Source organism: Marinobacter sp. S0848L, from assembly GCF_023016065.1.
Classification (GTDB): Bacteria; Pseudomonadota; Gammaproteobacteria; order Pseudomonadales; family Oleiphilaceae; genus Marinobacter.
In genome coordinates this window covers 49,212-69,547 of record NZ_JALKAQ010000002.1, presented here as the reverse complement: position 1 = coordinate 69,547, position 20,336 = coordinate 49,212, and the positions used below count along the sequence as shown (strand labels likewise).

Genomic DNA, 20,336 nt, shown 5'->3' with positions numbered 1-20,336 from the left:
ACTCATCCAGTGTTTAATGTGTATTTATGCGCTCTGCAGCATCATTGGAATCGTCGCCGCTCTTGGCAGAAGACGTGTTTTCGTCGCCCTTCTCTGCTCTCGGCTCGGGAGGATAAGCCAGCGCGATATCGAGCACTTCGTCTATCCATTTAACCGGCTTGATTTCGAGCGATTCCTTTATATTCTCCGGTATCTCTTTGAGATCACGGACATTTTCGTCTGGAATCAGAACGGTCTTGATGCCCCCTCGATGGGCCGCCAAGAGCTTCTCTTTCAGCCCGCCAATCGGCAGTACACGGCCTCTCAGGGTGATCTCACCGGTCATCGCAACGTCCCCACGAACCGGAATTTTCGTGAGTGAAGAAACAAGCGCTGTGCACATCCCGATACCCGCACTCGGACCATCTTTTGGCGTTGCGCCTTCCGGTACGTGTACGTGCAAGTCGTGTTTTTCATGAAAATCGTCGGCAACACCAAGCCCGGTTGCACGACTTCTGACCACCGTCAAAGCCGTTTGGATGGACTCTTGCATCACATCACCCAGCGAGCCGGTCTTCACAACCCGACCTTTGCCCGGGGTTAATGCACACTCGATCGTCAGTAATTCACCGCCAACCTGAGTCCATGCCAAACCGGTAACCTGGCCAATCTGGTTACTCTCTTCAGCTAGACCGTACTTGAATTTCTTGACTCCCGAGTAGTCTTCCAACATATCCGGGGTAATGGTCACTGAAGCTTTGTCGCTGCTTTCTACGTGCTCACGGACGACCTTACGGCAGATTTTAGCGATTTCACGCTCCAACCCACGAACCCCTGCTTCTCGCGTGTAGTACCGAATCAGATCCCGTAAGGTTTCTTCGGGCATCTCCAGCTCATTCTTACGCAGGCCGTTTGCCACAATCTGCTTGGGCAACAGGTAACGGAGCGCGATATTGACCTTTTCATCCTCGGTATAGCCCGGGATACGGATGATCTCCATCCGGTCCAGCAACGCCGGCGGTATGTCCATAGAGTTCGAGGTGCACACGAACATGACATCGGAAAGGTCGTAATCCACTTCAAGGTAATGGTCGTTAAAGGTGTGGTTCTGCTCGGGATCCAGTACTTCCAGCAGCGCGGAAGCCGGATCACCGCGATGATCCATCCCCATCTTGTCGATCTCGTCGAACAGGAACAGCGGGTTCTTCACGCCAACCTTCGAAAGCTTCTGCAGCAATTTACCCGGCAACGCACCAATATAGGTTTTGCGGTGCCCGCGAATCTCGGCTTCATCGCGAACACCACCCAACGCCATCCGGGTGTACTTACGGTTGGTTGCTTTGGCAATGGACTGACCGAGAGAGGTCTTACCGACACCGGGAGGCCCCACCAAACACAAGACTGGCCCTTTTACCTTCTTGACGCGGCTTTGAACCGCCAGATATTCAAGAATCCGCTTTTTGACTTCGTCCAGACCATAGTGGTCTTTGTCCAGAATCTCACGGGCTTTCTCGAGATCGTGGCGAACCCGGCTACGCTTTTTCCAGGGCACCGCCAGCATCCAGTCGATGTAGCCGCGAACCACCGTTGCTTCGGCAGACATGGGCGACATCATCTTCAATTTGTTCAGCTCGGCCTCGGTCTTTTTGCGAGCTTCTTCGGGCAACCCGGCTTCTTCCAGCTTTTGCTCGAGTTCTTCGAAGTCGTTGTTCCCTTCACCGAGCTGACCCATCTCTTTCTGGATAGCCTTCATTTGCTCGTTCAGGTAATACTCGCGCTGGCTCCGCTCCATCTGCTTTTTCACGCGGCCACGGATGCGCTTTTCAACTTCAATTAAATCGGTTTCGCTGTCCAGTTTGCCCAGCAACAAATCAACTCGCTTCCGAACATCAAGCGCTTCCAGAAGCTCCTGCTTTTCAGGAATCTGCATATCGAGATGAGCCGCCATGGTGTCCACCAAGCGATCAATCTCGTTAATACCGGTCAGGGAATTAGAGACTTCAGACGGCACTTTTTTGGAGAGTTTCACATATTTCTCGAACTCACCCTGCAGGGTCTTGATCAATACGCTCTGCTCGCGCTCAGGCAATTGATCTTCGTCCATCAACACGGCGCCGGCGGTGAGGTAATCACCTTCTTCGATGCCGGAAATACTGGCGCGGGCATTACCTTCGACCAGCACCTTAACGGTACCGTCCGGCAAGCGCAGCATCTGTAGCACGGTGGCCAAGGTGCCCATTTCGAACACGTCGGCCGAGCCTGGCTCGTCTGTGGCTGCATCTTTCTGTGCAACCAACAAAATCTCTTTGCTACCCTCCATCGCGGCTTCGAGTGCCTGAATGGACTTCTCGCGTCCTACAAACAGTGGCACCACCATGTGCGGAAACACCACCACATCGCGAAGCGGAAGCAGCGGATATTCTTGCACAGTTTCTTCGGATATAAGGGTCATAGAGAATCCTCTGAAAGCATTTTATTCAGCATATCACCCATCATTGGGGCGCAGACGAAAATTGCAATCTTTATGCGGGGTAAAATTCTTGGCGGGCTATTTATCAACAGCCATGAAAAAGGGGCGTTGAACGCCCCTTTCCAGGTAACCGATCTTTCGTCAGTCGCGAAAGTCAGTCTTCGGATGCTGCCTTGGCATGATCGCTGTTCGCGTAGATCTTGAACGGCTCTGATTCACCGTTGATCACGCTCTCATCGACCACCACTTTCGACACGTCGGTTTCAGACGGAATCTGATACATGGTATCCAACAAGGTCGCTTCCATAATAGAGCGCAACCCTCGTGCACCTGTTTTGCGAGACATGGCCTGACGGGCAACCGCGCGCAGCGCATCTTCGCGGAAATCCAGTTCAACACCCTCAAGATCAAACAGCTTCTGGTACTGTTTGGTCAAGGCGTTCTTGGGTTCCGTCAGAATCTGAACCAGCGCGTCTTCGTCCAGCTCTGTGAGTGTCGCCACAACAGGCAAACGACCCACAAACTCCGGAATCAGACCGAACTTAACCAGATCTTCCGTTTCTACGTCCTGAATGATATCGCCGGCGCTCTTACTGTCGTCCTGGCTCTTCACGGTAGCGGAAAAACCAATCGAGCTACGCTCGGAGCGCTCCTGAATCACCTTTTCCAGTCCGGCAAAAGCGCCACCACAGATAAACAGGATATTTCCGGTATCTACCTGCAGAAACTCCTGCTGAGGATGCTTTCGTCCGCCCTGGGGAGGCACCGAAGCAACCGTACCTTCAATCAGCTTCAGCAACGCCTGCTGCACGCCCTCACCCGACACGTCTCGGGTGATCGACGGGTTATCGGACTTCCGGGAAATCTTGTCGATTTCGTCGATGTAAACAATCCCGCGCTGAGCCTTTTCTACGTCGTAGTCACACTTTTGCAGCAGCTTCTGGATGATGTTTTCAACATCCTCGCCAACATAACCGGCTTCGGTCAGGGTGGTTGCATCCGCAATAGTGAAAGGTACATTCAATGTACGAGCCAGAGTTTCAGCCAACAAGGTCTTACCGCTACCGGTCGGACCAATCAGCAGAATGTTACTCTTGCCCAGCTCAACATCGCTTTTACCTTCGCCGTAACGCAAGCGCTTGTAGTGGTTGTAGACGGCAACAGCCAGAACGATCTTGGCGCGATCTTGCCCAATCACATATTCGTTCAGCGTATCCCGGATCTCTGCCGGCACGGGAAGGCGATCACTCGCTTCCTCCTGGGCATTCTCCTGGATTTCTTCGCGAATAATGTCGTTGCACAGATCCACACACTCGTCGCAGATGAAAACCGAGGGCCCTGCGATGAGCTTACGGACTTCATGCTGGCTCTTTCCGCAAAACGAGCAGTAAAGCAACTTGCCGTTATCGTCGCCTCTGCCGTTTCTTTCATCTGCCATTGAAATACCTCTGTTCTTCGTTGGCCTGCCGAAACTTTAAATACGCAGGCCAAGGGTGATGCGATGACTTTCAGTATTAGTTATTCGGTACGCGCTTATCAAGTACTGTATCGATTAGCCCGTACTCTTTCGCCTGACCAGGGTCCATAAAGTTGTCGCGATCGGTGTCGCGGGCAATGGTTTCCAGGTCTTGGCCGGTATGGTGCGCCAAAATCGTATTCAGGGTGTTGCGGATCTTCAGAATTTCACGAGTGTGAATTTCGATATCCGTCGCCTGGCCCTGATACCCACCCAGTGGTTGATGGATCATGACGCGGGAGTTTGGTAGGCACGCACGCTTGCCTTCAGCGCCGCCGGCAAGAAGAAAGGCACCCATGCTGGCCGCCTGGCCAATGCACAAGGTAGCTACATCCGGCTTGATAAACTGCATGGTATCGTAAATCGACATACCCGCGGTCACTGAGCCGCCTGGGCTGTTGATGTACAGATGAATATCCTTATCCGGGTTTTCGGACTCCAGGAACAACAACTGAGCTACGACCAGATTGGCCATGTGATCTTCTACTTGACCGACAAGAAATATTACCCGCTCTTTCAGAAGGCGCGAATAAATGTCGAAGGACCGCTCTCCGCGTGCCGTCTGTTCGATTACCATCGGCACCAGACCGGCGCTCGTTATCATTGTTGGACCATCAAACGGTTTTTGCGTCATGTGTGCCTGAACTCCTTAAAGACATTGGGCAAGGACTCCTGCTGCAGGATATCCGAAATATAAAGCCAAGATACCCTTATACTTTGCCAGCAGTGAGCCCAGATGAAAACAGCCGGATACACCGGCTGTTTCCAGAAAGCGACTCGGGCTATGCCCGAGCGATCAGCGCTGGGCCTGGCCAGCTTTGACGGCTTCTTCGTACTTCATTTTCTTTTCTTTCACTTTGGCCTGCTCCAGCACCAAATCAACAACCGCCTCTTCCAGAACAACCGACTCTACCTGAGTCTTCTGCTCCTGGTTGCTGTTAAAGTGAGCAACGACTTCTTCTGGCTGCTCATAAGTAGACGCGATTTCCTGAATCTTTTCATCTACTTTCGCCGCGTCGGCTTTCAGATCGTTAGCTTTAACCACTTCCTGGAACAACAGACCAGTCTTAACGCGACGCTGAGCCTGCTCTTCAAAGATTTCCTTCGGCAACTGCTGGAAGTCTACCTGACCACCAAAGCGCTGAACGGCTTCCTGGCGCAGACGATCGATTTCCTGATCAACCAAAGAAGAGGGAACGTCCAGCTCGGTTGTTTCCAGCAGACCTTCAACAACGTCATTCTTGACCTTGTTGGATACGGCTTGCTTCAACTCGCGCTCCATGTTCTTTTTAACTTCTTCACGGAATCCGGCTTCGTCTTCGGCTTCGATACCAAACTTCTGGAAGAACTCGGCGTTCAGCTCTGGCAGCTGAGGCTCTTCTACTTTATGAACCTTGATAGCGAAGGTAGCCGGCTTACCCGCCAGATCTTCGTTGTGGTAGTCCTCGGGGAAGGTCACTTCGATATCGAACTCTTCGCCGGTCTTACCGCCAACGATCGCCTTCTCGAAGCCCGGGATCATCTGACCAGAACCCAGAGTCAGACGGTGGCCTTCAGCGGCGCCACCTTCAAACTCTTCACCGTCGATAGTGCCCTTGAAGTCGATGGTCACAACGTCCTTATTCTTGGACTTGCGCTTAACTTCTTTCATAGGAGCCTGCTGACGACGCAGGTTATCGATCATGGTGTCGATGTCTTTGTCAGCTACTTCAGCGACAGGCTTTTCAACTTTGATCTTGCTCAGGTCGCCCAGTTCGATTTCCGGCAGCACTTCAAACACGGCCACGAATTCGAGGTCTTTGCCCTCTTCCATGGTTTTCGGCTCAAACTGAGGCCATCCCGCTGGATTGATGTCCTGCTCCTGCAGCGCCTTAATGTAGTTGTCGCGCATTACTTCGCCAACGATTTCCTGACGGATGCTGTCACCGAAACGACGCTTAACCACGCTCATGGGCACCTTGCCTGGACGGAAACCGTTCAAGCGAACAGTGCGAGCGGTTTCCTGTAGGCGTTTCTGAACCGCCTGGTCAATTTCCTGGGCGGGCACACCAATCGTCATGCGACGTTCGATGTTAGAGGTCGTTTCAACAGACACTTGCATGGAAGATCCTCGAATTACAGATTCTGTATGTGAATGAAAATTAAAACCAAATCCCGATAAGAGCGAAGCACTCTAGCGGGACGCAAAATTAAAAGCCGGTAGTTTATCACGGTTTACCCTGCCGAGAGAATCACTGCGCCGACCAGAATGACGGTTTAACAGCATGATTTCAGCAAGAAACGTAAAACAGAGGGGTTTTAAACAGAAAATCCAAGAAGGATGGTGCGAGAGGAGAGACTTGAACTCTCACGGGTCGCCCCGCTGGAACCTAAATCCAGTGCGTCTACCAATTCCGCCACTCTCGCATACCCGATATACACCTGAAGGACTCAGGCCATCGGAAACAAGCAAACAGATAAAAGTGGGGTGGACGAAGGGGTTCGAACCCTCGACCGCAGGAGTCACAATCCTGAGCTCTACCAACTGAGCTACGTCCACCACATTAAAAAAGTGCCCGATGGCACTTTAATCTGTCTAACTCTAACTTTGCTGGTTTGACGAGCCCGGTGCAGACCGAACTTAGAGCCTAATGGCGCGCCCGGCAGGACTCGAACCTGCGACCATCCGCTTAGAAGGCGGATGCTCTATCCAGCTGAGCTACGGGCGCTTGACCTTTCGCCCACCTGAATATTCAGAAAAATGGTCGGGGTAGAGAGATTCGAACTCCCGACATCCTGCTCCCAAAGCAGGCGCGCTACCAGACTGCGCTATACCCCGATAAGACTGAACAACAAGTGCTTCAGCAAAGTTGGCGCGCATATTACCTTCGAGTTTCGCATCCGTCAACAAAGAATTTGAAAATCATTCAGATAATTCTAAAAACGCCTTCTCATGACCCTCTTATGAGGAGCATTTACGCCACCGACTTACGTTGGCGAGAATGCTGAACCATGAGACAATGCCTCACCTTCGTTATTAGACCATTATTCATGCCCAACCTACAAGATGGAAACATGAGCGCCACACTGATTAAAGGAAAAGAAATTGCCGCACAGGTTCGACAGCAGGTTGCTGTCGGCGTCGAAGCCCGCAAGCAGAAGGGGCTCAGAGCCCCTGGTTTGGCGGTCATTCTGGTCGGCAATGACCCCGCCTCACACGTTTATGTGGGCAACAAACGCAAAGCCTGCGAACAAGCGGGCATCATGTCATTGTCTTACGACTTGCCCGAAGACACCTCGCAAGAGGCACTAGAAGCACTGGTAGACGAATTGAACGAGAACCCGGCCATTGACGGCATTCTCGTGCAACTCCCCCTGCCCTCGCACCTGGACGCAGACCCGATTCTGGTAAAGATTCGCCCAGACAAAGATGTAGATGGCTTCCACCCTTTTAACATTGGCCGCCTGATGCAGCGCAAACCGACCCTGCGCCCGTGCACACCCGCCGGAGTCATTACCCTGCTCGACTCCATCGGCACCCCCTACAAAGGCCAACACGCCGTTATAGTGGGTGCATCCAACATCGTCGGACGACCAATGAGCATGGAACTTCTGCTTAAGGGAGCAACGGCAACCGTTTGCCACCGCTTTACAGAAAACCTTGAGAAGTTTGTTGGTGAAGCCGACATTCTGGTCGCGGCCGTTGGCAAGCCGGGCATCATCAAGGGTGAATGGGTAAAACCGGGCGCGACGGTTATCGATGTTGGCATCAACCGAATGGAAAACGGCTCTTTGTGCGGCGACGTTGACTTTCAGGCGGCCTCAGAACGCGCCGCGTACATCACCCCCGTTCCCGGTGGCGTAGGCCCGATGACCATCGCCAAGCTACTTGAGAACACTCTGTACGCAGCCGACGTACTGCACGCTGACTGATACGTCACCCAAACCTCTTTTCAAGCCTCACTGCCACCAACCGGCAGCCAAAAAAAACCCCGCAAAAGCGGGGTTTTTCATATCTACTGCCTGATTACTGGCTGGCTTTCGCCTTCAGACGGTAAGCGTGCAGCAAAGGCTCGGTGTAGCCGTTCGGCTGCTCACGACCCTTCAGAACCAGATCCAAAGCAGCCTGGAAGGCAATGCCATCGAAGCCTGGCGCCATGTTCTGGTAAGACGGATCATTGGCGTTCTGACGATCAACAACAGCAGCCATACGCTTCATGGTTTCCAGGATCTGCTCTTCCGTGCAGATACCATGGTACAACCAGTTTGTTAGCAGCTGAGAAGAGATACGCAGAGTTGCACGGTCTTCCATCAGACCAACATCATTGATGTCTGGCACCTTGGAGCAACCAACACCGCTATCGATCCAACGAACCACATAACCCAGGATGCCTTGCGCGTTGTTGTCCAGCTCCTGCTGAATGTCCTCAGCGGTCAGCGAAGACGGATCTTCCATAACCGGCACGGTCAGGATATCTTCCAGAGCTGCGCGCTGACGGCTAGCCAACTCTTTCTGAACATCAAAAACGTTCACCTGGTGGTAATGAGTCGCGTGCAGAGTAGCGGCAGTCGGAGAAGGAACCCATGCGGTATTCGCACCAGACTTCGGATGACCGATCTTCTGCTCCAGCATACCTGCCATCAGGTCAGGCATAGCCCACATACCTTTACCAATCTGAGCTACACCGGAAAGACCCGCTTCCAGACCGATATCAACGTTCCACTGCTCGTAGGCACCAATCCAGGCAGCCTGCTTCATCTCACCCTTGCGGATGAAAGGACCCAGCTCCATGGAGGTGTGCATTTCATCACCGGTGCGATCCAGGAAGCCAGTGTTAATGAATACCGTGCGCTCTTTAGCAGCATGGATACAGGCTTTCAGGTTAACCGTGGTGCGACGCTCTTCGTCCATGATGCCCACTTTCAGAGTGAAACGAGGCAATCCGAGAGCATCTTCTACGCGACCGAAGAATTCGTTGGTGAACGCAACTTCTTCAGGACCGTGCATTTTCGGCTTAACAATGTATACAGAACCCTTGGTGCTGTTCTGGAACTGACCAGTACCCTTCAGATCGTGGATAGCGATCAATGAGGTAACGAAACCATCCATCAGACCTTCAGGAACTTCGCTGCCGTCGTTCAGCAAGATGGCGGGGTTAGTCATCAGATGACCAACGTTACGCACGAACATCATGCTGCGACCCTTCAGTGTCAGGTCACCACCATCAGCCGCCGTGTAGGCGCGATCAGGATTCATGCGACGAGTAACCTGCTTGCCGCCTTTTTCGAATGACTCTTCGAGGTCACCCTTCATCAGGCCCAACCAGTTCTTGTAGGCCACTACCTTGTCTTCAGCATCGACCGCAGCAACGGAATCTTCACAGTCCATAATGGTGGTCAGAGCTGACTCCATCAGAACATCTTTAACGTTCGCGCCGTCATCTTTTCCGATCGGATGGCTGGCATCGATCTGGATTTCAAAGTGCATGCCGTTTTTGACCAGCAGCAGACCGGTCGGTTCATCGGCAGCACCGGTGAAACCAACAAAACCAGACTCGTCTTTCAGGCCGGTTACTTCGCCGTTTTGCAGCTTAACCGCCAGCTTGCCGCCATCAACGTAATATTTAGCCGCATCTTTGTGACTACCAGCCGCCAGAGGTGCAGAGCTGTCCAACAGGTTACGAGCCCACTCGATTACTTTGGCGCCACGTACAGGGTTATAGCCACGACCTTTCTCGGCGCCATCTTCTTCAGACAGTGCATCGGTGCCATACAGCGCATCGTACAAGCTACCCCAGCGTGCGTTAGCGGCGTTCAGGGCAAAACGCGCATTCATTACCGGCACAACCAGCTGCGGGCCTGCCATGGTGGCAACTTCAGGATCCACGTTTGATGTAGAGATTTTGAATTCTTCTGGCTCATCCACCAGGTAACCGATTTCTTTCAGGAATGACTTGTACTCAGCCATATCCAGTTTTTGACCTTTGTGGTCACGGTTCCAGGTGTCCAGTTTTTCCTGAATGGCATCACGCTTGGCGAGCAATTCACGGTTGCGCGGCGCCAGCTCGTTCACAATTTTGTCGAACTCGGCCCAGAATTTGTCGGCATCAATACCGGTGCCCGGAATGGCTTCGTTGTTTACGAAGTCATACAGATTCTTTGCGACCTGAATGCCGCCAACTTGAACGCGTTCTGTCATCGTTACCTGCCTCAATGGGTTGTGTTTCCCGACTCCCTGATTGCTCCAAGCTATCAGGGGCATGATTATTCGAGCGCCGCATTGTACGTGAAATTCCCTACAAGGTCATTCCCGAAAATAACAATGCGGCTTTTGTCGAACCTCCGGGCGTCAGGCCCGGCGCCAAGAAGTTCCTTCGCGACTGTCGTCCAGAACAATGCCCTTCTCCAGCAACTCATCCCGAATTCGATCACTTTCCGCGAAGTCTTTAGCTTTACGAGCCTCTGCACGAGCCTGAATCATGGCTTCAATATCGGCCACACTCAACTCGCTACCGGTATCAGCCTGGAAAAATGCTTCAGGGTCTTGCTGGAGTAGCCCCAATACGCCACCCAGGCGCACCAGAACAGCCGCACTATACGCCGCCTTTTCTTCATTGCCTTCGCGACGATGTTGATTTATGTCATTCGCCACTGCATGCAGTACCGCAATCGCACCTGCAGTATTGAAATCGTCATCCATCACTTCAGCAAATCGACGATCGTGTTCGGTTTCCGGAACCTCATCACTCGAAGCCGGCTTAACGCCTCGCAAGGCATGATAGAGCTTCGTCAGCGTCCGACTCGCCTCTGCAAGACTGTCTGCGGAGTAATCTACCTGGCTGCGGTAATGACTAGACACCAGGAAGTAGCGGACCACTTCCGCTGGATAGGTTTCCAGAATCTCGCGAATGGTAAAGAAGTTGCCCAACGACTTGGACATCTTCTCTTTGTTAACGCGAATCGCGCCCGCATGCATCCAGGTATGCACAAATTTATGACCAGTGGCACATTCGGATTGGGCGATTTCGTTTTCATGGTGCGGGAACAACAGATCCGGCCCGCCGCCATGTATATCAAAGGTATCACCCAGGCACTTGGTGGACATGGCGGAACACTCGATGTGCCAGCCGGGGCGGCCGTCGCCCCAAGGCGAAGGCCAGCTCACCTCACCTTCTTTCGCGGCCTTCCACAACGCAAAGTCCGCCGGGCTGCGCTTGGCTTCCTGAACACCGACTCGCGCTCCCGCTACCAAGTCCTCTAGCTTTTTCTTGCTGAGCTTGCCGTAATCCGGGAACGACTCCACGGAAAAATACACATCGCCATTGTCAGCTGCGTAAGCGTGGCCACCTTCGATCAGCGTTTCAATCATCGAGATAATTTCGCTGATAAAGGCTGTGGCGCGCGGCTCTTCGTTCGGAGACTGTACTCCCAAACGTGCTTCGTCTTCGTGCATCGCATCGATCATGCGCTCGGTCAGATCGGTATACACCTCACCGTTCTCATCAGCGCGGCGCAGAATCTTGTCGTCGATATCGGTAACGTTACGCACGTAGTGCACATCATAGCCACGATGACGCAGGTAACGGCTGATCACGTCGAACGCCACCAGCACACGCCCATGCCCCAGATGGCAGTAGTCGTACACGGTCATACCGCACACATACATGCGCACCTTGCCCGGCTCGATCGGCTTAAACTCTTCTTTTTTTTGCGTGAGCGTGTTGTAGATGCGCATTATTTACCTCCCTTGCCCCAGGAATCCCGCAAGGTCACGGTGCGGTTGAACACTGGCTTGCCGGCGCTTTCGGTCAGTTCCTGATCACAGAAAAAGTAGCCTTCACGCTCAAACTGGTATGGCAGGTCGGTGCGCGGTGTCGCCAAACTTTTCTCAACCCTTGCGCCCTCAAGCACCACCAGAGAATCCGGGTTGATGTGATCCATCATGTCACCTTCTTTGTCGCTATCGGGTGCCTCATGATTGAACAAGCGGTCGTACTGATTAATGCGCACTTCAACGCTGTCTGCAGCCGACACCCAGTGAATCACGCCGTTCGGCTTGTAGCCTTCCGGGTTAACGCCCAAGGTCTTCGGATCGTACTCGCACTTGAGCTCAACAATCTCGCCGCTGTCGTCGCGAATCACTTCTTTGCAGGTCATCACGTAGCCACCGCGCAGACGCACAGCCTGATCCGGAGCCAAACGCTTCCATTTACGCGGAGGCTCTTGTGCAAAGTCTTCACGGTCGATGTACAGCACTTGGCTCCAGGTGACTTCACGCTCGCCCATATCCGGATTTTGCGGGTGAACCGGCAGGGTCAGTGTTTCGGTCTGGCCTTCCGGGTAATTGGTCAGCGTCACCTTGATCGGGCGCATCACACACATTGCGCGCGGTGCGCGGGCGTTCAAATCTTCGCGGATGGCATGCTCAAGCATACCCACATCCACTGTTCCGCCAGCCTTATTGACACCGATCATGTCACAGAAGGTCCGGATAGACTCCGGCGTAAAGCCACGGCGACGCATACCGGAGATCGTCGGCATACGCGGATCGTCCCAGCCATCCACTACGTTGTCGTCAACCAACCGCTTCAGCTTACGCTTACTGGTGACGGTGTAGTTCAAGTTCAGACGGGCAAACTCGATCTGCCGCGGATGACAAGGAATGGTGATATTGTCTAACACCCAGTCGTAGAGCGGACGATGGTCTTCAAATTCAAGGGTGCACAGAGAATGGGTAATGCCTTCGAGCGCGTCCGAGATGGGGTGCGTGAAATCGTACATCGGATAGATGCACCATTTATCCCCCGTCTGATGATGATCAGCGTATCGAATACGGTACAGAATCGGGTCCCGCATATTGATATTGGGAGACGCCATATCGATCTTGGCCCGCAACACCAACTCACCGTTCTGGAACTTTCCATCCCGCATGTCGCGGAACAGCTGCAAACTCTCTTCAGCTGGACGGTCACGGTAAGGACTGTTCTTACCCGGCTCTTTCAGGGAACCGCGGTACTCGGCCATTTCGTCGGCCGTCAGCGCACAGACATAAGCCTTGCCCTTCTCGATCAACTCTTCAGCAAAGGCGTAAAGCTGATCAAAATAATCCGAGGCGTAACGCACTTCGTCTGCCCACTCGAAGCCCAGCCATTCTACATCCCGCTTGATGGCGTTGATGTATTCCAGGCTTTCTTTCTCCGGGTTGGTGTCGTCAAAGCGGAGGTTGCACTCGCCTTCAAACGTCTCAGCAATGCCGAAGTTCAGGCAGATTGATTTGGCATGACCAACATGCAAGTAGCCATTGGGCTCAGGCGGGAACCGGGTAACGACTTTGCCCGTGTGCTCGCCCTTGGCGACGGCATCTTCGATCAGGCTCTGAATAAAGTTATGGGCTTTCTTCGACTCGGCGCTCATACAATCTCTGTCAACAGGGAATGAATTGTGGGAGCTATTCAGAGGCTCCGTGAAACCGCCTATTATACTCACAATTCCTTGCAGTACTCATGCACAGGACGAAACTCTTCAGTACAATGCCTACTTTGAACCTTTATACACCCAATTACAGGATGCCCTGATGATTCTGCTGCAAACCAATCTCGGTGATATCAAACTGGAACTCGATTACGAAAACGCCCCCGAAACCGCTAAAAACTTCGAACAGTACGTTCGCGACGGTTTTTACGACGGCCTCATTTTTCACCGGGTTATCAGCAACTTTATGGTTCAGGGCGGCGGTTTTGAACCTGGCATGAAACCGCGCCAAACCCGCGATCCGATTCAGAACGAAGCAGATAACGGTCTGAGCAACATGGTCGGCACCGTCGCCATGGCCCGCACCATGGACCCGCACTCGGCAACGGCCCAGTTCTTCATCAACGTTGAGAACAACGGCTTCCTGGACCACACTGGCAAGAACGCGGAAGGCTGGGGCTACTGTGTATTTGGCAAAGTCGCTGAAGGCATGGAAACCGTGAACAAGATCCGCGCAACGCGCACGACTATGCGCTCCGGCCATCAAGACGTGCCCGCTGAAGACATTGTGATTATCAAAGCTGAGGTCGTGGAGGCCGCGTGAGCACACTGTTCATCTCGGATTTACACCTTGAAGAATCGCGCCCGGACATCACGGGCGCTTTTCTTGGTTTCCTTGAAGCTGAAGCCATGGGCGTTGAACGCCTCTATATTCTCGGCGATTTCTTCGAAGCCTGGATTGGCGACGACGAAAGAACTCCACTTCAGGAGCAAGTTGCAGCGGCTCTTCGAGGTGTCCGCGACTCAGGCACGGCCATCTACTTGATGCACGGCAACCGGGATTTTCTGATTGGCGAGGACTTCTGCGCAAGAGCGGGGGCCATCCTGTTGGATGACCCTACCGTAATCGACCTCTATGGCACCCCCGCCCTGCTGATGCACGGCGACAGCCTGTGTACCGATGACGTGGAATACCAAAAATTCCGCGCCAACATGCGCAACCCGAAAACCGTGGAAATGCTGTTGGCCAGGCCATTGAAAGACCGACAACTGATGGCACGGCAACTTCGGGAAATTTCCATGGCGAAGAATCAAGGTAAGGCTGAGGCCATCATGGACGTGAACCTTGATGAAGTGGTGAGCGAGTTCGAACGCCACGATGTGCAATTGATGATCCATGGCCATACGCACCGTCCTGCCACCCACGAACTCGAGGCGAACGGCCGCCCTGCTCGCCGCATTGTACTGGGCGATTGGGATAAAAACGTTTGGTGGCTCGTTGCGCGAGCCGATCAACCGCTAGAGCTCAAGAAGACACCGCTGGATAGCGTGTAACCCTTCCACCTTGCGAGCAAAATTATGAGAAAGACCCTGTTGTCCCGGACGCTTCCAATCATGCGGCTAACAGGGTTTCTCATATTCTGTTTTACATTTGCCACCGCAGTCGCGCAAACACCCGAACAACCGGACGATCCTCCCACAGAGAAAGCTCTGCCAGCCGTTCAACCCGAACTGCAGCAAAGCTTGAATATGCCACCCCAAACCGAACTTCCCGACTCCGCTAACTCGGACATCCGGGAACAGATTCGAACGCTCCGGGAGTCACTCAAACAACGACGTGCCGCTTTGTCGGAAAGCCAGGAGCGCCTGGCCTATGCCGAATCGATTCTGTCCCGCCTGGAGGGTGAATACCAAAGCTTTGAGCTGCGCCTGGAAAACGCCGGGCTGAACCTCACAGCAGATTATGCGGAATTACTTAAACAGAGGCTCGAACGGCTGCAGAAACAGAGTGTTGCAAGTGATTTCATCGGTGGCATTGAAGACAAACTGGCTACAGCCCGGGAAGAACAACTGCGGCTGGAGGAGTTTGAGGCGATAACAGATCCGGGCGAAGATGCCCGAAGCCAACTACGCAGCCTTCGCTCTAAGCTGTTACGCGAATTGCACAAAGCCGTCACAGAACACATCAACGTACTCAACGAGTACTTCAATACGGTGACCGCTCTTCAGGACCAGGTAAAAAACTACCAAACGCTGTTGAAACAGCGTTTATTCTGGCTGCCCAGTGCGGAGATCATATCCATCGACACCAGCGAACAGCTTGTCGAGTCGGTACAGTGGCTGGTATCTCAGCTCAGAGTTGAAGATCTCAGCGCTTCGGTTTCCCAATCGGTCAAAGAGCGCGGTGGACGAATTGCGTTGGTTGCGTCTTTCCTGCTGGTATTGCTGATCAAGCGCAAGAAAATCAAAACCAACCTGCACGCCAATCAACAATACGTTGGCCATGTAGGCATGGACCGCACGGCATTTACTTTGCTGGCGTTGGTAAACAGCACCTTACTGGCGTTACCCGGTGTTCTGGCATTTTCATTGGCCGCCCTGCTGCTAATGGAAGGTAATGCATTTTTTGCAGCACTGTCGAAAGGGTTTACGGCGGCGGCATTCATCATGTTTTTGCTTGCGCTGATTCGCAATGTTGCCACCAAGGACGGCCTGGGCGAAAAACATTTTCACTGGAACCCCTGCTCATTGCGCGCCATCCGGCGGGAACTGCTGCTCCTGATGGCTTGCGTCATACCCGTCACTGTTGTCATGACGGCCATCAGCGCATCTCCGGACGGCGCTGAATACGACGACAGCCTCGGTCGTTTGTTGTTCATCATCGTTTCCGTCGCGCTTGCTATCTTTGCTCAGCGAATCATGTCCGCCGTTCGAGACGAACAACCTCGCCATCGCCTTTTTATTGTTCTGCACCTGATCGCCGTCGCTGCACCTATTCTGCTTGCTGTCGCATCAACGATTGGCTACCACTACACCGCGCTGCAGCTCGAACGCAATTTATTTATTTCCATTTGCTGGCTGGCCTTTTCGGCATTGCTCTACTTTACTGGCCTGCGCGCACTGTCCGTTCGCGAGCGGCGGCTTACGCTCAAACGATTGATCGAACAACGCGAGGCCGAACGTAAACAGGCAGAGGCCAGAGAAACGTCCGACACCTCCGGCGAAGGTGCGCTTATCACCCCGGAAATGCCGGAAATGAACCTGAAAGACATCAGTGAGCAAAGCTCGTCTTTACTGCGCATTCTGGTTTCCGCTGTGGCCATAACCGGCCTGCTTCTTCTCTGGACCGACGTCATTCCAGCCTTGCAATTGTTCGATGATATTACCTTGTGGACCATCGCCACGGATCTTGAGGGTGGCGACCCTCTGCCAATCACTCTTGCCGATGCGCTTTTGTCCCTTCTTGTTGGCGCGGGCACCGTCATGGCCGTCAAAAACCTTCCCGGCACATTGGAAGTGACACTGCTTAGCCGACTGGACCTTCAGCCCGGCGCTGGCTACGCGATCACCACCATCACCACCTACCTTCTTGTTTTCTTGGGTGTCATCGTTTGCCTGGGTGTTATCGGCGTACAGTGGTCAAAGCTGCAGTGGTTAATCGCAGCACTTGGGGTTGGGCTCGGGTTTGGTCTGCAGGAAATAGTGGCTAACTTTGTGTCCGGCATCATTCTGCTCTTTGAACGCCCGATCCGAGTGGGCGATACCGTAACCATTGGCGGAATTACCGGTAAAGTGTCGCGCATCCGTATTCGTGCCACCACATTGGTCGACTGGGATCGAAAAGAACAAATCGTTCCCAATAGAACCTTCGTGACACAAGACCTGACCAACTGGACGCTGTCGGATGCCACCATTCGACTCAAAATTTTTGTCGGCGTGGCCTACGGCTCCGATGTGGACGAGGTGCAAAAACTGCTTTCCGCCGCTGCCCTTAACAACGATCGAGTGATGGAAGACCCGGCCCCGGCTGTCTTTTGTGTCGGGCTTGGTGAAAGCAGCATCGATTTCGAGGTGTGGGTGTTTGTCAAAGACCTGCCCGATATGATGCCGCTCTACCACGAACTGTATTCAACTATCACGCGCACGCTGACCGACGCAGGTGTGACCATCCCCTTCCCGCAAAGGGATATCCGCATTCACTCGTTGTCGGAAACGTCACCGAAAACACAATCCGAGCCGCCCTCGCAAGACGCTCCCTCGTGAACTCAATCGCGCTCTTCGACCGGTTCCTTGTAGGTTTGCAAGCGCTTGAGCCAACCCGGCAGCCAGCGCTCCCGCTCAATGGGGTTGTCGGCATTGCGCGCTCGGCGTGTTAACACCTCCGCGGCCGCCTCGCGAAATGCCATCAAAGGGCGCGCGGGCGCTTCCGGCATCTCGAGCAAAACCTGCAGCAATCCCCAACCTTGCTCTTGATACCGTTCGGTTTGCGACACCCCCTCACCTTTGAAGTTCACGTAATCCATCACTGCATAAACCCCTCCCGGGGTCTGCATGAGGTCCGCTAGCTTTTTGCCAACGGCTTGCTTTTGTTTGTCCGGGGCCGCGGCTACCACCTTTTTCAGAGAAGCGCGCGCGCGCTGTTGTATAAACCGAACTTGCAGGCCCCGCGTATCGTACAAAAAGGCCCGAAGAACCTGAACACGATCAGATTGAGCAGCCGCTTCGTAAAACGCGCGTCGATTGGGCCAGGGTGCGCCTTTGGCATCAGCCACCCAAACGGGAATATCGGCGCCCTCCTGTTGCATAAACGCCAGCAATGCTGGAAAGCTCTCGGTAAACTGGCCGCTCACGCCTTCGGGATACCAGATAAAGTGTCCAATACCCAATGAGGGGAAGGCTTCGCCTTTATTCCAGTGCACAAGGCATTCCCGTCGCCCCGCGCATTCATTCTGAAATATCCGCTGCCCCACCCACGCCAGTTCTGCGGGGCTTAATCCTAACGGGCGCCGCTGGTCTACCGTCGTGGCGGCCGCTGGAAACACCAGCACAAGCGCAGCCACCATAGTAGCCGCCACCCAAAACAACGAACGCACTTTTCGATCGATTACGATATGGACACCTTGTTTGGGCACACAAGCTCCTGACGAGAAATTTCTTTTAAAAACAGTTCAATACACATAAAGATAACGAACACCGACTGAAAATCCCGTAGCCATGAACAGTTGAAGCATTCAAACGGTTGCCCATACTGTACCTTTGACGACTCAAAACAGACATTACGTATGATCAAACCTCAGCAGCTTACCGGCCATGCCCTAACGCGTACTTTCTTGCTGTCCTTCGGCTGGCTTTTGTTGGTTCGGGGCTTGTTGGTTCTACAAAGTGGCGTAATTCCCAGTATGCCGGGCATGCTGGGTGGCGACATTGCCGGCGCGGTGCTGCTGACGCTTATTCTGCAGGGAAGCCGGGGTATGCTGCGTGGGTTGGTTATTACAGCGCTGGGCTGCGCCCTTTACGTTGCCGGCATGCATCTGACCGCCCATGGCACGCTGTTTCAACTGGCGTTTGCCGGCAAAGGTATGGACAGCACGTTCATCACCGGGAGCCTGCTGAACGTATACTTGATCACCCTGCCCGTTTACCTCGCGTTGGCGTGGCTTTTACACTATTTACACCGGCGCTGGGTTCCCCTTTCCCGGCCCAAAGCCTTACCGTTTGCCGGCGCTGCGGCGGCGACGTTGATGATCTACTCCCTGTCATTTCCGAGTTTGACCACCCCTGCTAACAATTTGGTGGTAAGCACTTTGGCCCAAATTCCGGGCGCACTGATCAACCCGGTTGGCACTGCGATTGGCAACAACGAAGTAGAGGTCAGCCCCAGCCTGGAAAACCGGACCCATTTTTTCCACCAGCAAGTCAGTGGCCGTAACATCTCGCCACCGCCCAACGTCCTTGTCATCATGATCGAGGGCATGTCCGGCGGCTACCTGCCATCGGTGAGCCGCTTTCACGGGCTTTCGCCAGTCGTCTCGCTGCCCAATCTGGAACAGACCTTCAACGATTTCGGCTTTCGTATTTACAGGAATGTTCTGAGTATGGAACGTCAGACGGACCGGGGAACCTTTACGTTAACCTGCGGCCGCTACCCCGACTTGAGGCGCGCCTCGGAAAAAGTGCGCCTGGTTGCCGGCCAACACGCGAGCCCGGATTGTCTCCCTGAAAAGATGAAAAACCAAGGCTATCACACTGCCTACTGGCAGGCCGCGCCAATCGAATATATGAACAAAGACGAGTTTATGCCTCAGGCCGGCTACATGGACGTTACCGGTGCCGAAGTGTTTACCACTCAGAACGAAATCGAAGGCTGGGGACCGCCCGACCCGATATTCTTCGAGGATATTGCAGCCAGACTGCGCTCGCTCAACCGCCAGCACCAGCCTTGGTTCGTAACCACACTGAACGTAGGCACTCACCACCCGTTCAACATCGGCCAGAAAACCGAGCAACGACTCGCCTCACAAAAAGCGGAGGATGATAACGAAACCATTCTGCCGATCCCTTCGCCTCAAACCGCACGCATCAACGCCATGAAAGTGATGGCCGAAACCCTCGACAGCTTTTTAAGACAGCTTGAGCAGGAGGGCATTTTGGACAATACCCTGGTGATCGTCACGTCCGACGAAGCTGGCGGATTTATTCGCGAAGACCACGAAACTCTTCCGCTGAACAACAACGTTGGTATGTTAGCGGTGAAGCCAGCCGCGCAAGACAGCCTTTCATACTACGCACCGGAAAGTGCGCTCATTTCTCAGCTGGACATCGCCATTTCAATCCTCGATGCCAGCGGCCATGGATCAACAGCGGGGGGAATGATTGGCACCAGCTTGCTGGCCATGGACTCCAACCCAACTCGCGACCTTCTGTTAGCGGATACGTATACCGGCATGAAATACTTCCTGAGAAATCAGGGAAAGTTATTGGCCTGCACAGAGCTGATGACCCGCTGCCAGACTTGGTCATTCGACCCGAAGAGAATTTTTGGCACCTTAGCCGAAACCGACGAAGAGCCCTTTCTTACTTTAGAAGAGCGGCTGGCACTGGTAGAAAACGCGAACCAGCTGACCACCATCGGCAACTGAT

General features: G+C 53.6%; 13 protein-coding genes and 4 tRNA genes. 5 read left to right on the top strand and 12 right to left on the bottom strand.

All coding sequences use genetic code 11. The features are described from left to right. Positions 1–13: 13 nt before the first annotated feature. From lon to MWU64_RS03360, 8 genes are all read right to left on the bottom strand, one after another. Positions 14–2,431 (bottom strand): endopeptidase La, encoded by a 2,418-nt coding sequence (lon, locus tag MWU64_RS03395; RefSeq protein ID WP_247060980.1) that lies wholly within the window; start codon positions 2,429–2,431, stop codon positions 14–16. Between the two features lie 172 nt (positions 2,432–2,603). Beyond that, complete coding sequence (gene clpX, locus MWU64_RS03390; protein WP_199006820.1) at positions 2,604–3,887, bottom strand: ATP-dependent Clp protease ATP-binding subunit ClpX; 1,284 nt, start codon at positions 3,885–3,887, stop codon at positions 2,604–2,606. Between the two features lie 76 nt (positions 3,888–3,963). Continuing rightward, positions 3,964–4,599: an ATP-dependent Clp endopeptidase proteolytic subunit ClpP gene (clpP, locus tag MWU64_RS03385; RefSeq protein ID WP_247060979.1), complete on the bottom strand. Its 636-nt coding sequence runs from the start codon at positions 4,597–4,599 to the stop codon at positions 3,964–3,966. 162 nt (positions 4,600–4,761) lie between these two features. Next, positions 4,762–6,066 carry a trigger factor gene (gene tig / locus MWU64_RS03380; protein ID WP_247060973.1) on the bottom strand — a complete coding sequence of 435 codons (1,305 nt, stop codon included), beginning with the start codon at positions 6,064–6,066 and terminating at the stop codon, positions 4,762–4,764. A gap of 220 nt (positions 6,067–6,286) precedes the next feature. After that, positions 6,287–6,371, bottom strand: a tRNA-Leu gene (locus MWU64_RS03375). 57 nt (positions 6,372–6,428) lie between these two features. Then, a tRNA-His gene (locus MWU64_RS03370) sits at positions 6,429–6,504 on the bottom strand. A gap of 92 nt (positions 6,505–6,596) precedes the next feature. Further along, positions 6,597–6,673, bottom strand: a tRNA-Arg gene (locus MWU64_RS03365). A gap of 33 nt (positions 6,674–6,706) precedes the next feature. Further along, a tRNA-Pro gene (locus tag MWU64_RS03360) sits at positions 6,707–6,783 on the bottom strand. Positions 6,784–7,019: 236 nt separating this feature from the next. Here MWU64_RS03360 and folD point away from each other — a divergent pair. Then, entirely contained in the window at positions 7,020–7,877 is an 858-nt protein-coding gene (folD, locus tag MWU64_RS03355) for a bifunctional methylenetetrahydrofolate dehydrogenase/methenyltetrahydrofolate cyclohydrolase FolD (RefSeq protein ID WP_247060964.1), read from the top strand. A gap of 94 nt (positions 7,878–7,971) precedes the next feature. On the opposite strand, the gene MWU64_RS03350 is transcribed toward folD, so the two are convergent. The 3 genes from MWU64_RS03350 to MWU64_RS03340 all read right to left on the bottom strand — a co-directional run bounded on the left by MWU64_RS03350 (position 7,972) and on the right by MWU64_RS03340 (position 13,358). Continuing rightward, positions 7,972–10,143: a malate synthase G gene (locus MWU64_RS03350; protein ID WP_247060955.1), complete on the bottom strand. Its 2,172-nt coding sequence runs from the start codon at positions 10,141–10,143 to the stop codon at positions 7,972–7,974. Positions 10,144–10,293: 150 nt separating this feature from the next. Continuing rightward, positions 10,294–11,679 (bottom strand): cysteine--tRNA ligase, encoded by a 1,386-nt coding sequence (cysS, locus tag MWU64_RS03345; protein WP_247060953.1) that lies wholly within the window; start codon positions 11,677–11,679, stop codon positions 10,294–10,296. After that, positions 11,679–13,358 (bottom strand): glutamine--tRNA ligase/YqeY domain fusion protein, encoded by a 1,680-nt coding sequence (locus tag MWU64_RS03340; protein ID WP_247060951.1) that lies wholly within the window; start codon positions 13,356–13,358, stop codon positions 11,679–11,681. The genes cysS and MWU64_RS03340 overlap by 1 nt, the downstream gene beginning before the upstream one ends. A gap of 160 nt (positions 13,359–13,518) precedes the next feature. Here MWU64_RS03340 and MWU64_RS03335 point away from each other — a divergent pair, with 160 nt between their 5' ends. Genes MWU64_RS03335 through MWU64_RS03325 form a run of 3 tightly spaced genes read left to right on the top strand, consistent with a single transcriptional unit; the run spans position 13,519 to position 17,459 of the window. Continuing rightward, entirely contained in the window at positions 13,519–14,019 is a 501-nt protein-coding gene (locus MWU64_RS03335; protein WP_247060949.1) for a peptidylprolyl isomerase, read from the top strand. Continuing rightward, positions 14,016–14,750: a UDP-2,3-diacylglucosamine diphosphatase gene (gene lpxH, locus MWU64_RS03330; protein WP_247060940.1), complete on the top strand. Its 735-nt coding sequence runs from the start codon at positions 14,016–14,018 to the stop codon at positions 14,748–14,750. Before MWU64_RS03335 ends, lpxH begins: the two co-directional genes overlap by 4 nt. A 24-nt stretch (positions 14,751–14,774) precedes the next feature. Next, positions 14,775–17,459, top strand: a complete 2,685-nt coding sequence (locus MWU64_RS03325; RefSeq protein ID WP_247060938.1) for a mechanosensitive ion channel domain-containing protein — start codon at positions 14,775–14,777, stop codon at positions 17,457–17,459. Positions 17,460–17,461: 2 nt separating this feature from the next. Here the strand turns inward: MWU64_RS03325 and MWU64_RS03320 are convergent, their stop codons facing one another. Then, positions 17,462–18,328 carry a hypothetical protein gene (locus MWU64_RS03320; RefSeq protein WP_247060928.1) on the bottom strand — a complete coding sequence of 289 codons (867 nt, stop codon included), beginning with the start codon at positions 18,326–18,328 and terminating at the stop codon, positions 17,462–17,464. 150 nt (positions 18,329–18,478) lie between these two features. On the opposite strand from MWU64_RS03320, the gene MWU64_RS03315 reads away from it, so the two are divergent. Next, positions 18,479–20,335: a sulfatase-like hydrolase/transferase gene (locus MWU64_RS03315; RefSeq protein WP_247060926.1), complete on the top strand. Its 1,857-nt coding sequence runs from the start codon at positions 18,479–18,481 to the stop codon at positions 20,333–20,335. Position 20,336 lies beyond the last annotated feature (1 nt).